The sequence below is a fragment of the Pseudomonas sp. P135 genome (assembly GCF_020312125.1).
In the GTDB taxonomy this organism is placed as follows: Bacteria; Pseudomonadota; Gammaproteobacteria; order Pseudomonadales; family Pseudomonadaceae; genus Aquipseudomonas; species Aquipseudomonas fragariae.
On sequence record NZ_JAGPYR010000019.1, the window covers coordinates 77,591 to 92,486 of the forward strand.

A 14,896-nucleotide genomic window follows, 5' to 3' on the forward strand; every position below is an offset into this window, starting at 1 on the left:
GTATTGGGACTATTGGTACGCCTGGAAACTATAAGAAAATTGCACGACAGGTCGAAATACATTTTGTATGGATGTCGATACCCACAAGGCATCACGTACAAATGGCCAGTCATGCGTGACTGACTACGCACTGCCCCATAACAAGAGCCTATGGATCAGGACGGTTGCGCCATGTCAGCGCCGCCAGGGCTGAGCTCTTTCGTATCAGCCATGACCACGAACCTGGCAATCCAGAGAGAAGCAGCCCCGACTTATGGCCGGTCGATGGCTAAAGCCACCCCTTGGCCGCCGCCAATACAAAGCGTTGCAAGGCCTTTTTTCACGTCCCGGCGGATCATTTCATGCAGGAGCGTGACCAGTACACGACAGCCAGAGGCACCGATCGGGTGGCCCAGAGCAATTGCACCGCCATTTACATTAACCTTCTGCATGTCCCAGCCTAGCTCTACAGAGACCGCTAAAGCTCGGGCGGCAAATGCTTCATTGGCCTCGAACAAGTCCACATCGCGGAGCGCCCATCCCGCTTTGCCCAGGCACCGTCGCGTCGCAGCTACTGGCCCGATGCCCATCATAGCCGGGTCTACCCCGGCATTTGCGTAGCCAGCTATGCCTGCAGCACCGGGACTCTCAGGGCAGCGGTTCTCTCAGCGCTCATAAGCATGACGGCCGCGGCGCCATCGTTGAGGGACGAGGCATTTCCTGCAGTAACAGTGCCCTCCTTTTTGAAGGCAGGCTTGAGTTTGGCTAGCGCCTCGACCGTAGTGCCGGGACGCGGTTGCTTATCGTCGATGAATTGCACTGGGTCGCCTTTACGCTGTGGCACACTGACGGGGACAATCTCGCTGCGAAACCGCCGCGATTCGATTGCTTCAGTAGCCTTGTGTTGGGAGGCGGCGGCGAAGGCGTCCTGATCTTCTCGGCTAAAGCCATATTTCTCGACCATGTTTTCAGCCGTTACGCCCATGTGATAGTCATTGAACGCGTTACGCGCCCCAGGTAGTACATACCCTGCCAGGCTCATGCTTTCCCGCCCGCCCGCCCGCTATGATGATGTCCGCATCGCCGCAACGGATAGCCTGGGCGGCGAGATGCGCTGCCTTCAAACCCGATCCGCGTACCTTGTTCAAGGTCATTGCGGGCACACCATGGCAATGCGCTGGGGGTCGTCGGAGTTACATTGACCCTTCCACTGGACACAGATGTACTGAAGATACGCGAACTACTGATTCAGGCCTTCAGCGAGCACGAGGCCATCCTCGACATTTCACCTCCATCGGTTTCGTTCAAGGACCTGACCAACTCAGGTTTGATCATCAGCGTCAGCGGTTACGTTAACAGTCCACGCTCTGTGGGGGGAGCGAGAAGCGACCTGCTGTTTACTATTCTGGGTCGCCGGCGGGAACTGGGCATCACACTGTCTACGCAGCCGAGCATAGTGCTGCTCAATGAAACGATGGACAAAGAGCACTCCGAACGGTAGGGACAGCTTCGACTAGGGCTAATGGCCAGAACAGGTGATGCAGGCACCTGCTCTGGCCCCGGGTCGATCAAAAACTCCAGGTAAATAAATGGTCGCAGAAGCTAATGCCACGTATCAGATCATAGGCACCTGCCATGACGGGTATTGGCCAGCCGGCCGGCTCACAGGAGCCACCAGGTGTAGGTCAGAATCAGCCTGTTTTCATCGATGTCGCTGCGATAGTTCGACCGCGCCATGACGTTTCGCAGCCGTACACCCAGTCCGCTCAAGGTTCCGCTTCGAAATGCATAGCCAATGTCCAGGTCCCGTTCGGGTTCTCGACCTTCGTAACCGGCACCCGTAGTGACATTGTTGCCCGCGATATAACGGACCGTCGTTGTGAGACCAGCAATGCCCATCGCTGCAAAGTCATAGTCATAGCGGGCTGCCAGGAACGCTCGTCGGTGTATGCAAACTCGTAAGTCGGCACTTCGTTACCCAGCGGGGTAATATTGGCGAATACGCTTGGAAATGCACTATCGCCGTAAATTGCCTGGTAGCCTGCGTACAAGGTGTGACCTCCACGCTTGGCCGACAGCAGTGAGAAGAATGTCTGGTTATCAATCCTCCCCAGCTTTTCACTCCCGTTCTCGCTGGAGTCGAAGTAACCGAGGCTGGCACCTAGAACCCAGTCGCCAAGTGGCTGACTGTGCTTGAGACCAATGAAGGTCTGCGAATAGATGTCGGTCAGCCGGCTGTGCTAAAGGTTGATGCTGGTCTGTTTCCTGTTAAAGCTGTACTCGCCGCCAAGGTAGTCAAAAGCATCGCTGTCGGCCTGTCGTTGCGGCACATGCCCAAGCATGGCAACCATTTTTTCGTCCCCGGCTTCGTTGCGCAGGCTGGTCGTGGTCAGGTGACCTGCCTGCATGTTAATGCCACTTATCTCACTGGAACTTACGCTCACGCCCTGATAGCTCGGCGGCAGCAAACGAATGTCGCTGAAGGTCAGCACCGGAAGATTGGGCTGCAACTCTCCAACCTTGAGTTCGGTTTTTGAAACCTTTGCTTTAAGAGTTATCCCGAGACGGCTGTAATCATCGGCCGCACGACCATCGCTGTTGATCGGCAACAAACCGGTATTAACCCGGTCGGGGCTGCTGTCGAGCTTCAAGCCCGCCATCCCGAGCGCATCAACGCCAAAGCCTACTGGCCCTGCTGTATAACGTTAGAATAAAACTCTGTCCCCATTCCTCTGCTCTGGATTGCGGATTAGTGCCTTTGATCTCGGAGTAGTCGCGACTGAAATAATAGTTACGCGCCTGCTGGGTGGCGGTGGATTCCTCGACAAAGCCCTTATCTATCCTTGAAGCGGCAAATGGAACGCCCGGGACTGAAAGCCATAGACGCTGTATGGTCTGCTGATTCATGTCGTCGCTCTTATTTATTGTTATCGACAGCTATCAGCCCGGCACTAGAACGCCCGGGCTTGATGCTTACATCAGGCCTGGGCTGGCGGCGTAGGGATTGCGTCTGGTGCTGTCCTACATTCGTTGAAGGCGAACATAGTCATCGCCAGAGCGGCGATCGCACCAGGAATGGCGAACGCCAGGAAGTTCAGTTGCAACGGCAACTCGATCCCCATCAGCGCACCGCCCAGCAACGGACCAACGATCGCGCCGTTGCGGCCGATACCTGACGCCCATCCCAGGCCTGTGGAGCGAATGTTCAAGCCGTATAGCTGCGCGGTCCCGGCATACAGGAGGATCTGGGTACCGATCGTGGTTGCGCCAGCGATGAATATGAGCAGGTAAAGCACGGGCATCGGGCTTTTGATACCCAGCAAGCTGATAGATAACGCGGCGGCAAGAAAGAATCCGATCATGACTTTCACCAGATTCAAACGATCCCCAAGGCAGCCTCCCAAAATAGCGCCTGCCATGCCCCCGAAATTCAGGGCCAGCAAGAATGAAAGGCTTGAGCCCAAGCTGTAACCGGCGCCGGCCATGAGCTTGGGTAGCCATGAGCTCAGCGCATACACCATCAGCAGACAGCAAAAAAATGCTACCCAGATTGATAGCGTTCTTACGCCTAGCCCTCCTCTGAACAGCTCCAATACTGAAGCACCCTTGCTCTTGCCCTTGGCATCATCGACCTACAGGATGTCTTGCGAAGTGATCACGGTCTCAGGCGCCAGACGCTTGATTAGCATCCGCGCCTGCTCGGTACGGCCTTGTTTGATCAGAAAGCCGACGGATTCCGGAAGGTAGTGAAGGATCAGCGGCAGCAGCAGTGGAAGGGTCGCGACGAAAAACATGGACGGCCAGCCAAAGCGCGGCAGCATGTAAATACCAACCCCGGCCGATAGCATACCTCCGAGCGAATAGCCGCTGAACATCAATGCGACCAAGGTGCTACGCATTTGTTTGGGGGCGTACTCGTTCATCAATGCGACCGCGTTAGGCATTAGTCCGCCGCAGCCAAGCCCGGCGATAAAACGGCAAACGCCGAACTCGCTGGGCGTAGTGGTAAACCCATTGATAACTGTCGCCACGCTGAACAAAGCGAAACAGATAGCGATGCCTTTTTTGCGGCCGATTCTATCGGCGAGACTGCCGAATATCAGGGCGCCAAACATCATGCCGAACAACGCATAACTGCCCAGCGCGCCAGCCTGTAGAGGTGTCAGCCCCCACTCCTTCATGATGACTGGCAAGACCACACCGTAGATGAACAGGTCATAGCCATCAAAGATCAACATCAAGGCGCACAAGCCCATGATTAGCCAGTGGAAGGGCCCGAAACGGGCGCCGTCGATAATCGAATGTACGTCGATGGTCCGCATGGCATTTACTCTCATTATTTTTGTTGTGTGTGAGATACGCAGGTACTACCGTTGAGTCAGCCTAGGTCGCCACCTCCCACCGGCAGCGTCACGCCGGTGATGTAGGAAGCTTCATCTGACGCCAGAAAAAGAATCGCGCCCGCCTGCTCATCTATGGTGCCGTAGCGTTTCATCAAACTGCTGTCGATCGTCTGTTCGATGATCTGCTGATACCAGACACTTTCCTGCTCGCTTTGCGGTTGGCTATTGCGGGGGATCCGTCGCGGCGGCGCTTCGGTGCCGCCGGGCGCTGTCGCGTTGACGCGAATTCCGCTGCCGGCGGTCTCCAGAGCCAGGCAGGCGGTGAGCGCATTGACGCCACCCTTGGCCGCGCCGTAAGGCACGCGGTTTACGCTGCGTGTGGCAATCGAGGAGACGTTGACGATAGAACCACTGCGCTGTTCGAGCATGTAAGGCAATACGCTGTGGCAGCACCACAACGTGGGGAATAAAGAGCGGCGGATTTCAGCCTCGATCTCATCCTCGGCATAGTGCTCGAAAGGTTTGGCCCAGATGGTCCCGCCGACGTTGTTGATAAGGATATCTATGCGTCCGAAACGCTCTTTGGTCGCGGCCATCACCTTTGCGCACTCCGCGTGGTGCTCAAGATCAGCGGTCAACGTCAACACACGCTCATGCTGCATTTCGTGAACGATCTCCGAGCGGTCGACGGCGACAAGCAAGGCGCCCTCCTCCAGCAATCGCTCAGCAACACGCCGACCGATGCCCTGGGCTGCGCCGGTAACCAGCGCAACCTTGTCATTGAAACGTGGGTTCATTTCGGTGCCCTCAGGCTGCGTCGCCGGTGACGATTGCGTTGGGTGTGAATTTCTCGTAATGGAAGCTGGCCGGGCTGACGCTCTGATCCCTGAAATACTCGCGCACCGCGTCGACCATCGGCGGTGGTCCGCACAGGTAAACATCGACGTCGCCTCCATTGAGCACTTCCGCTGCCATGTGTTGCGTTACGTAGCCTTGTCGGGGATGGCTGGTTCCAGGATCCGCCACGCAAGTAACGAAGCTGAAACCGGACAGCCGTGCGGCGAAAGCTTTTAGAGCGTCGACCATTACCAGATCCTGATCGCGGGTCACGCCGTAGATCAGAGACACCTTTTGCTTTTCGTTGCGCTCAACAAGGACTTCGAGCATCGACAGGAACGGCGCCAGGCCGGTGCCGCCAGCCAGGAACAATAACGGCCGCCTGACCTCTCGCAAATAAAAACTCCCTAAGGGGCCGGTCATGGCGACTTTGTCAGATGTCTGGGCGCGCTCAAGCCAACTGCTCATCAGCCCGCCGGGGACGTGTTTGATCAAAAAGCTCGCGTGCTTTTCGCCGGGCAGGTTGCTGAAGGAATACGAACGCGTCTGGCCGCTGCCCGGAACTTCGATATTCACATATTGCCCAGGCAGGAAAACGGGCGGCTGGTCCAGTTCGAATCTGACTTCCAGCGCGGCATCGGCATGGCGCGTAAGCCGGCTGACGCTGGCCGTGAATTGACTGGTGCCGGTCTTGCAGGCGCTGGAGGGGACGGGTACGGCGATCACGCAATCTGACTCCGGCACCATTTGGCACGTCAGTACCTGCCGTTCCTGCACTTCCGACTCATTCAAAGCGTCTTCGATGTACTCGTCACCAAGATCATAAGCACCGCTCTCGCATCGACACTTGCAGGTGCCGCAAACACCGTCGGAGCAATCCATGGGCAGGTTGATACGCTGGCGAAAAGCAGCATCAAGCACCTTCTCGCCCGCTTTGCATTCGATGAAACGGGTTACTCCGTCTTCAAAGTTGAGGGCAATGGAATACGTCATGGGTTTGACCTCAGATGTGATAGATATCGATGACCTGATGGATGTAGTCGTTTTTCAGTACCACCTTCTTGCGCGTAATCAGTGGTTGCGCCGCCCTGACATCCAGGCGATAGAACGAGGTGCCAAAATACATATCCGTGGTCTTGTAGCGATGGCTGAGGGTTTGCCAGTTAAAACGCAGTTCCACATGTGCCGCGTCTTGGGCGAGCACTTCAACGTTGGTAATGAAATGTGCAGTGCGCGGCTCAGGAGTACTGGCGCTGGAACGTTCGGTCTTGATGCGAAACACGCGGTCCTCCAGACCGTCACGGCTGGGGTAATAGACCAGCGAAATTTCGCGCTGGGGATCGTCCGTTAGCGTGTCGTGGTCGTCCCACGCAGGCATCCAGAACTCGGCTTTCGGCGAGTAGCACTCCAACCACTCGTCCCACTGCCGGTCATCCAGCAGGCGCGCTTCACGGTAGAGAAAGGCAAGCAGGCAGTCCCGGGAAATACTCATGAGCGCTCACTCTTGTCAGGGGAAATCCGGTCGGTGGCGATCAGGTCTTTCTGTTCGAGCTCGATCGCGCGCTTCAGGCTCGCGGCCCAGTACGCATGCTGACGAACGAACAGACCTTCATCTTCGGTTTTCACACCGCTGAGCTGGGGATTCATGCCCATGGCACGAGCGTTGTCATCAGCCCCCTCGACCCATTGTTTAGCCCCGCGACTGAGGTCATTCCACATGGTCGTGGCACCCTGATAGCCGGTCTGGCAAGCGCGGAACTCTTCCAGATCATCCGGCGTTCCCATCCCACTGACGTTGAAGAAGTCTTCGTATTGACGGATCCGGGTTGTGCGGTCCTGGGCGCTTTCACCCTTTGGTGCCATGCAGTAGATAGTTACTTCGGTTTTGTCGACCGAGATGGGACGCACCACGCGGATTTGGGTCGAGAACTGATCCATCAGGTAAACGTTGGGATAGAGGCAGAGGTTGCGAGTCTGATCGACGATGAAATCCGCACGCTCTTGCCCAAGGCGTTCGGCAAGCGCTGCGCGATGGGCGTGCACCGGACGCACTTCCGGGTTGAGCAACCGGGTCCAGAGCAAGATGTGGCCATGCTCGAAGGCGTAGACGCCGCCCAGGCTTTTCGACCAACCATTGGCGTCGACGGTACGTGTGCCTTCTGCCTCGTAATTACGCCGCCCCATGGTTGCCGAGTAATTCCAGTGCACCGAACTGACGTGGTAGCCATCGGCGCCGTTCTCGATTTGCAGTTTCCAGTTGCCGTCATAGATATAGGATGAACTGCCACGCAGCACTTCCAGCCCCTCGGGCGCCTGATCGACCATCTGATCGATGATGATCCGGGTTTCGCCCAGGTAATCGCTGAGCTCTGGAACCCCCTCACTGAGGCTGCCAAAGAGAAAGCCACGATAGTTTTCGAATCGGGCCAGACGCTTGAGGTCGTGAGAGCCATCGCAATCGAAGCTATCGGGATAGGCACCGGACTTGGCATCTTTGACTTTAAGCAGTTTGCCGGCGTTGCTGAATGTCCAGCCATGGAACGGGCAGGTGAACGAACCTTTGTTCCCCTGTTTGCGTCGACAAAGCATGGCGCCACGGTGTGCGCAGGCGTTGACCAGCCCGTGTAGCGCACCGTGTTTGTCGCGGGTAATGACAACCGGCTGACGGCCGATGTAGGTGGTGAAGTAGTCGTTGATCTCAGGTACCTGGCTTTCATGCGCGAGGTAGACCCAACTACTTTCATAAATATGCTTCATCTCCAGCGCGAACAGTTTCGTGTCAGTGAAGATATCGCGGCGGCAGCGGAAGACCCCGGTAGCGGGATCTTCCTGCACGGACTCGCTGAGTTGAAGGGCGAGTCTGTCGAGATTGCTGATCATGGGGAGGCCCTCGGTTGCTCTTGTATCAGGCCCCTCACCCTACGTGTTCCTCCATGGCACCAATATCCGCTCGCTGCAATTCACTATCCGCCTGGCGCAACATGCTGATGGTGACGCCGCCAGGTCTGTGAAGGCAGCTCGCCAAAGCGCTTACGATAGGATTCGGAGAAGCGTCCCAGATGGATAAATCCGTGGTTCAGCGCGACTTCGGTAACGCTTCGGGCAGTGGCCGCTCGCAGCTGCGCATGCACCCGTTCCAGCTTTCGCTGGCGCATATAGTCTCTAGGGGACAGCCCGACCTGTCGCTCGAACAGCGTGTATAGAGACCGCTCGCTGACCCGGGCGACCGCCATAAGCTGCTCGACGCTGATGTCCTCTACCAGATGTTCCTCAATGAACTCCCGCACGCGATCGAAACCACTGCTCTCATCAGGTCGTGGTAGCACTCTCAATACGTTGCTTGTCAGCTGAGCTAACAGCTTATTGGCGACTATCCGCTCATAAAGAGACTGAATCTCACCTTGGGCCGCATTCTCGGCCTCGTGACAAACCAATCCCAACAACTGGACGAAACCACTCATCGCACCCACTTCGTGGCGCTCGACAGCGAAGCGTATACCCTGCGCCGGCAGCGTCCAGTGCTGTTCTAGGCAAGCGTTTTCCAACAGCCTCACCGGTACCTTGACGATAAATTTCTCGCAGTCTGCCGAGTACGTCAGGTCAACTGGATCATCCGGGTTGATTAGCAGAATCTCGCCAGCGCGGAATGTCTGCTCCTTCCCCCGGGCGGCAGATCGGCAGTGTCCCTGAAGCAGAATTTGCAGATGATAGATGGTTTCCAGCGCAGCAGATGTAACCCGTACCGGCGCGCCGTAACTGATGCGGCATAGGTCCAGGCTGGAGAACGTACGATGGCTGATGCTCGCTTCAGGGCGACCTTTGGGTGGCAGGCGGATGCGATGGCTGCCCACATGTTGGTTGACGTAATCCGACACGGTGTACGCATCCGCACGGTCGAAAATTTGACTGCGCTCACTCAGTAACACGGTCATGTTCGCGCCTCTCTTGTTGTTTTATTCAAGGCCGGGCTGAAGCCACTGAGCCTCCGACAGCAGTCGCTGCTGAGGCTCAGTGGCTTCAGGTGAAACGGTAAATCAGACTTCCAGCGCCCTTGCGCGCTCAGGACGACTTTCGTCTTTTGGAGCTGCAGAAGGTTGAAGGACGAAATTGAACTCGATATCTGCGCGCGGGCCATTTGCATCGTCGCTGAAACGAATCTCAGCGATCAACTCATCACGGGTCGCGTAAGCGAAGTCATCGTGCAGGTACTTGTCCCCCGCCAGATTGATCTGAGTTGTCAGGTGACGATATCCAGGTGCAGAGATGAAGAAGTGAACGTGCGCGGGACGCTGGCCGTGACGTCCCAACTGGTTAAGCAGTTGCTGGGTGGGCCCGTCCGGCGAGCAGCCGTAGCCCGAGGGCACGATACTCTGGAAGCGGTAGCGTCCTTCAGCATCGGTCAGGATCCGGCGGCGGAGGTTGAATTCGGATTGGGAAGGATCGAAATAGGAGTAGGTCCCTTTAGTATTGGCGTGCCAGACATCGACAACCGCATCGGCCAAGGGCTTTCCGTCAGTACCGCGCACCTGACCGGTCATGTATAACACGGTGCCGGGATCCTGGCCGTCGTCCAGGCGAGCGAAGTGTTCCGAGAGAGGAGCACCTGCAACGTAGAGGGGGCCTTCAATGGTCCGTGGGGTGCCGCCGACATGGCCGGCCTGAGCATCTTCAGCGTCCATCAGCATGTCCAGATAGTGCTCCAGACCCAGACCTGCAGCTACCAGCCCCGCTTCCTGACGACTGCCGAGATCATTCAGGTAATTGACAGCCTTCCAGAACTCCTCCGAAGTGATCTGCAAATCCTCGATGATCTTGACCGAGTCATTCAAAACACGATGGACGACGGTTTTCATTCGCTGGCTTCCGGTTGGCTGATCGAAGCCGGATGCTTTCTCCAGGAATTGCTGTACTTCAGCGGTTTGCGAGATACGAACGGTCATGGCTTGTGCCCTCATCAATACTCATTGTTATTGTCGATGTCAGTGCTTCAAATTAGGTGGACTCAACGGTCGTCGGTATGGATCGAAGATGGATGTCGGCACATCGGCGTGACCTCGATTTCCATGTAGGGATACAGCGGCAGCTGCATCAAGGTGTCGTGCAGCGCCTGGTTGTCCTGCACGTCAAAGACGCTGACGTTGGCGTAGAGCCCGGCAAGCCGCCAGAGATGGCGCCAGGTACCTTCGCGTTGCAGACGCTGAGCGAGTTCTTTTTCGTCGGCCTTGAGTTGAGCGGCCCTCTCCGCTGACATATCAGCAGGGAGTTTGACGGTCATGCGTACGTGGAAAAGCATGTCGTGGGTGTCCTCTTTATGGCAGATCAGCGGCGCGCAAAGCGCGAAAGACGATGTTCGTCCAGTTCGATGCCGAGCCCAGGCGTACGTGGGACCATCAACTGAAAGTCACGATAAACCGGGGGCTCGACCAGGATATCTTCGGTCAACAAGAGTGGACCGAAGAGCTCGGTATGCCACTCAAGCTTGTCCAGCGTCGCAAAAGCGTGAGCGGCAGCCAGCGTTCCAACACTGCCTTCGAGCATCGTGCCGCCATACAGCCCGATACCTGCTGCTTCGGCGATGGCGGCAGTCCGCAAGACAGCCAGAGGCCCACCTGTCTTGGCGATTTTCAAAGCGAATATCGAAGCGGCACCCATCTGTGCCAAGGCAAAGCTGTCTTGGACTGATTCGATCGCTTCATCGGCCATCAGCGGAATGGGACTGTGGGCACTAAGACGCACCATGCCCGGATAATCGTAGCGGGACAAAGGCTGCTCGATGAGCTCAACCCCAGCATCGGCCAGCCGTCGACATGCCCGTACGGCCACAGCTTCGCTCCACGCCTGGTTTATATCGACTCGCACGCTGGCCCGATCGCCTAGCGCGCGCTTGATAGCGGCAACATGTGCAATGTCACGAGCTGGCTCTCCAGCACCGATTTTCAGCTTGAAGTGGCGATGGCGACGCATATCCAACATGCGTTCAGCTTCTTCAATGTCCAGGCCGGTATCACCGCTGGCCAGCGTCCAAGCCACTTCCACGCCATCGCGCACTCGTCCGCCGAGCACCTCCGCCACAGGCAAACCCAGGCGTTTGCCCTGTGCATCGAGCAGTGCCGTTTCAACTGCTGAGCGCGCGAATGTGTTGCCTCGAATGGCACGATCAACGCGTTGCATGGCAGCGTTGAGGCTACTGGCATCTTGCCCAATCAACAGGGGGGCGAACCATTTATCGAGGTTGGTCTTGATGCTTTCCGGGCTCTCACCAGCGTACGCCAAGCCGCCGATAGTAGTCGCCTCACCGACGCCGACGATGCCGTCGCTGGATTGAATCCGGAGGATGACCAAGGTCTGGCCGTGCATCGTATGCATCGCCAGCTTATGCGGCCTGATAGTAGGAAGGTCTACGATTTGGGTATCGAAGCGTACGATGGTGATAGCAGTCATGAGCGTTCCGTCTGCGTTGTGTTTGTTCTTGAGCAGAGGTTGACGCTGGTGAAGCGGAACGTCCAATATTGATTAAGTCTCGTTTCATACCCTGGAGGTATCGTGGAACTTCGGCATTTACGCTACTTCCGGGTGCTGGCCCAGACCCTGAACTTCACCCGTGCCGCCGAGCAATTGAATATCGCTCAGCCGCCGCTGAGCCGGCAGATACAGCAACTTGAAGATGAGCTAGGCGTAGCGTTGCTGGAGCGATCCAGACCGCTAAGGCTGACTGAAGCCGGCCGGTTTTTCCACGAGCACTCCAGCCAGTTACTTGAACAGCTGACGCGTATCGGGGATGACACTCGACGCGTCGCGGAGGGCGAGAAACGCTGGCTCGGGATCGGTTTTGCACCTTCGACTCTGTACGGGGCCCTACCTGAGCTCATCCGTCAGCTACGGGGCTTCGGTGATCTGGAACTAGGCTTGTCAGAGTTGATCACCCTGCAGCAGCTGGAGGCCTTGAAAAGTGGGCGCATCGATATCGGCTTCGGAAGAATGCTGCTCGACGACCCGACCATCACACAGGAGATCCTCCGCCAGGATCCGCTGGTGGCCGCCCTGCCGGCGGGCCACCCGTTACTGTCCGGGCCAGCCACGCTTAAACAACTGGCGGCCGAGCCTTTTGTTCTCTATCCCGGCACACCCCGTCCCAGCTACGCAGATCACGTGCTCGGAATCTTCGCTGCACAGGGGCTGCGGATTCGCGTGGCTCAGACGGTGAACGAAATGCAGACCGCCATAGGCCTGGTCGCTGCAGGCATCGGCATCACGCTGGTGCCCGCCTCGGTTCAAAGGCTCCATCGCGACGACATCGGCTACACGCCTCTATCGGACAGCAGCGCCACTTCGCCAATCGTTGTGAGCTACCGGGCCGGAGACGTATCCCCTGTCCTGCAGCAATGTCTTCGACTGCTTTCCAGCAGATGAACTAGGTATTACACGAATCGGCTGCGAGCTGCGATCAGCAGGGTTCATCAAGGCGCAGAAACGGACCCCAAGGACACCGTATCGCTGCGTTGCCGCAGCACTCTCTTCCACCGCTCACATTCTGGCCCAGACCACGTGCAAGCAATGAAGAGCGGAGCTTATGGCAAGCACTGGCAGCCCGCTCGCGTCACGCGTTGAAGCTGCTGCGGCTGACTCCATTCAGCACTCCATCATAGCGCCCGATTGAAATGTTCAATGCATCAGACCAGTTCAACCCCCTCCGTTTGGCTATGCGCACAGCCTCATCTCTACCGACGTGTTGCCGATTTACTTCAATCCGTTTCTCGACATACGCATATTCCGGTTTCAGCAAATAGCATCACCGACTCGTGCCTGGGGAAATACTACATGCGTCCAGCAGACATGGCAGACGCCGGCGACAATACTCAACATAAGTGCGCACTACGGCAGAAGGATGGCAATGCGCCGGATATAGAAGGTTCAAGGAAAACTCAGGCAGCACATGGTCCGGAAGCAGAGGCACAAGTAGCCCTTGTTTGATGGCGTCCTTGACTATAAAAGGGGGCAACTCGGTGACTACATTCCCTGCCACTGCACTGTGCAACAGATGCATGCTGTCATTCGTTGACAGCACTACGTTGGGCTCCAAGATTACGCCTGGAAATCGCCACGTCCCGGTCATGTTTGTTCCCAAAGTCCATGTCGCACAGGGGAACCGGTTTAGGTGATACGGGTTCTTCGGCGTCCCGTGCGACGCGAGCAGGCGCGGACTTGCGACCAAGATATGGCGATAGTCAAGCAGGTGTCTTGCAACCAACGATTCGTGTTCCACTCTGCCCACACGAAGCGCCACGTCTACGCCATCCTCCACAGGGTGAACCCGGCGCTCTGTCGAGAGAAGGTGAACACGGATATCGAGATGATCTTTTTGAAAATCCGACATCAGCTGCCACCAGGGCGAAAACGATGGAGGAACTGAAAGCCGCAACTTCCCTTTGATATGGGCCTAATCGCTTTCCAAGGCGTCGCGCCCTTCCTGCAACAGCTCCAGGCCTCGGCTCGCATGCTCGAAAAGACGTGTCCCAGCTTCGGTGAGCTTTACACCCTTGGCCGAGCGCTCGAGCAATTCAACTGCGAGTGTCTGCTCAAGCGCGCGGATTCTCCTACTTACAGTAGGTAGCGGCCCCCCCAAACGTTCAGCGCCTGCGGTCATACTCCCAGCCTGGACGATCGTAACCAGCATCTGCAACGCATTGAGATCCATGGAAAGCTCCTCTCATTCTGAAAGGCAATGTCTCATGAGTATACATTCCCTTTCAATCATGCGGCCGTTAGAGTGTTGTTTCGTCTTACGGATAATCCCCTGTGCGGACGGCTGTCCTAGTAAACGGCAACACCGTGCTGTCCATAGGCGCCCGCCCTCAGCGCGCCTTCCAATGGCACGGGAGTCGCATGCAGCCAATCTTTCTTCATGCAATACGCGGATTCAAGTCTGGTGCGTGATGCTGCACATGGCATAGTAGCGGCCCGGGTTTACACGCTTCGGCCCGCACTCAGACTGGTGCACGGTAAGCCGCTGTCGATCTCGTTTACAACCTGGAACTCAAACATGATTAAGCTCTATGTGTACGATCACTGCCCGTTTTGCGTCAAAGCCCGGATGATTTTCGGGTTGAGGCAGATAGCGTTCGATCTAGTCATTCTCCTGAACGACGACGAGGCTACGCCTATTCGTATGATTGGCAAAAAAATGGCGCCCATCCTTCAGGATGCTGACGGCTACCTGGCCGAGAGCATGGATATCGTGGCGCATGTTGATGGCATGTCTGGCACCAGGTTGTTGTCCGGCCCTGGTAACCAGTCAGTGGCTCACTGGAACAATGCTGCCGCCGATTCACTCTTTCCGCTGGCGCTCCCCCGTTGGGCGGCCGCAGACTTTGGAGAGTTCTCTACCCCGGCTGCGCGGGCGTACTTCACCAGAAACAAAGAGCGAATTATCGGACGGTTCGAAGAGCATCTGGATGCCAGCGCCGACTATATCGCCAACCTTAACCGCCATCTGCTGGCGCTTGAGCCTTTGATTCAATCCCCGGATGCGGTGAACGGCGAGCTTTCGAAGGACGATATTCATCTTTTTGCGACGTTGCGGAGCATGTCAATCGTGCGGGGCATAGTCTATCCGCCTGCAGTCGAGGCTTATCGGATGCGGATGGCCGAGCTTAGCGGGGTCGATCTTCATGATCACATTGCGATGTAGCGATGTTAGCGACGTGCTAACCACAATAAGGTCAGCAAGCTTACGACAC

General features: G+C 56.8%; 12 protein-coding genes and 4 pseudogenes. 3 read left to right on the forward strand and 13 right to left on the reverse strand.

Features of this window, described 5'->3' with window-relative positions:
• Positions 1-251 precede the first annotated feature (251 nt).
• A pseudogene (locus KBY08_RS22280) lies at positions 252-1,145 on the reverse strand (acetyl-CoA C-acyltransferase); the annotation flags it as partial.
• Between the two features lie 2 nt (positions 1,146-1,147).
• Between KBY08_RS22280 and KBY08_RS22285 the strand changes: the two are divergent.
• A pseudogene (locus KBY08_RS22285) lies at positions 1,148-1,480 on the forward strand (DUF3772 domain-containing protein); the annotation flags it as partial.
• Between the two features lie 161 nt (positions 1,481-1,641).
• Here KBY08_RS22285 and KBY08_RS22290 read toward each other — a convergent pair.
• The 10 genes and pseudogenes from KBY08_RS22290 to KBY08_RS22335 form a co-directional block, all read right to left on the reverse strand.
• Positions 1,642-2,886: pseudogene (locus tag KBY08_RS22290) on the reverse strand (OprD family porin).
• 71 nt (positions 2,887-2,957) lie between these two features.
• Positions 2,958-4,301: pseudogene (locus KBY08_RS22295) on the reverse strand (MFS transporter).
• Between the two features lie 56 nt (positions 4,302-4,357).
• Positions 4,358-5,119 carry a 1,6-dihydroxycyclohexa-2,4-diene-1-carboxylate dehydrogenase gene (locus tag KBY08_RS22300; RefSeq protein WP_024642953.1) on the reverse strand — a complete coding sequence of 254 codons (762 nt, stop codon included), beginning with the start codon at positions 5,117-5,119 and terminating at the stop codon, positions 4,358-4,360.
• Positions 5,120-5,129: 10 nt separating this feature from the next.
• Positions 5,130-6,152 carry a benzoate 1,2-dioxygenase electron transfer component BenC gene (gene benC, locus KBY08_RS22305; protein ID WP_024642954.1) on the reverse strand — a complete coding sequence of 341 codons (1,023 nt, stop codon included), beginning with the start codon at positions 6,150-6,152 and terminating at the stop codon, positions 5,130-5,132.
• A 10-nt stretch (positions 6,153-6,162) separates the two neighbouring features.
• On the reverse strand, positions 6,163-6,651 hold the full coding sequence (gene benB / locus KBY08_RS22310) for a benzoate 1,2-dioxygenase small subunit (protein ID WP_024642955.1): 489 nt from the start codon (positions 6,649-6,651) through the stop codon (positions 6,163-6,165).
• On the reverse strand, positions 6,648-8,039 hold the full coding sequence (locus KBY08_RS22315) for a Rieske 2Fe-2S domain-containing protein (RefSeq protein ID WP_024642956.1): 1,392 nt from the start codon (positions 8,037-8,039) through the stop codon (positions 6,648-6,650). The genes benB and KBY08_RS22315 overlap by 4 nt, the downstream gene beginning before the upstream one ends.
• An 83-nt stretch (positions 8,040-8,122) precedes the next feature.
• Positions 8,123-9,091, reverse strand: coding sequence for an AraC family transcriptional regulator (locus tag KBY08_RS22320; RefSeq protein WP_024642957.1), 969 nt, complete (start codon positions 9,089-9,091; stop codon positions 8,123-8,125).
• 102 nt (positions 9,092-9,193) lie between these two features.
• Positions 9,194-10,099 carry a catechol 1,2-dioxygenase gene (catA, locus tag KBY08_RS22325; RefSeq protein WP_024642958.1) on the reverse strand — a complete coding sequence of 302 codons (906 nt, stop codon included), beginning with the start codon at positions 10,097-10,099 and terminating at the stop codon, positions 9,194-9,196.
• Positions 10,100-10,161: 62 nt separating this feature from the next.
• Positions 10,162-10,452, reverse strand: coding sequence for a muconolactone Delta-isomerase (catC, locus tag KBY08_RS22330; protein ID WP_024642959.1), 291 nt, complete (start codon positions 10,450-10,452; stop codon positions 10,162-10,164).
• Between the two features lie 26 nt (positions 10,453-10,478).
• Positions 10,479-11,600, reverse strand: coding sequence for a muconate cycloisomerase family protein (locus KBY08_RS22335; RefSeq protein WP_060400589.1), 1,122 nt, complete (start codon positions 11,598-11,600; stop codon positions 10,479-10,481).
• A 102-nt stretch (positions 11,601-11,702) separates the two neighbouring features.
• Between KBY08_RS22335 and KBY08_RS22340 the strand changes: the two genes are divergently transcribed.
• Entirely contained in the window at positions 11,703-12,569 is an 867-nt protein-coding gene (locus tag KBY08_RS22340; RefSeq protein ID WP_024642961.1) for a LysR family transcriptional regulator, read from the forward strand.
• 379 nt (positions 12,570-12,948) lie between these two features.
• Here the strand turns inward: KBY08_RS22340 and KBY08_RS22345 are convergent, their stop codons facing one another.
• Both KBY08_RS22345 and KBY08_RS26575 read right to left on the reverse strand, forming a co-directional pair.
• Positions 12,949-13,578: a substrate binding domain-containing protein gene (locus tag KBY08_RS22345; protein WP_306345887.1), complete on the reverse strand. Its 630-nt coding sequence runs from the start codon at positions 13,576-13,578 to the stop codon at positions 12,949-12,951.
• An 18-nt stretch (positions 13,579-13,596) separates the two neighbouring features.
• Entirely contained in the window at positions 13,597-13,854 is a 258-nt protein-coding gene (locus tag KBY08_RS26575; RefSeq protein ID WP_024642963.1) for a LysR family transcriptional regulator, read from the reverse strand.
• A gap of 345 nt (positions 13,855-14,199) precedes the next feature.
• Between KBY08_RS26575 and grxB the strand changes: the two genes are divergently transcribed.
• Positions 14,200-14,847, forward strand: coding sequence for a glutaredoxin 2 (gene grxB / locus KBY08_RS22350; protein WP_225650041.1), 648 nt, complete (start codon positions 14,200-14,202; stop codon positions 14,845-14,847).
• The last annotated feature ends 49 nt before the right edge of the window (positions 14,848-14,896 follow it).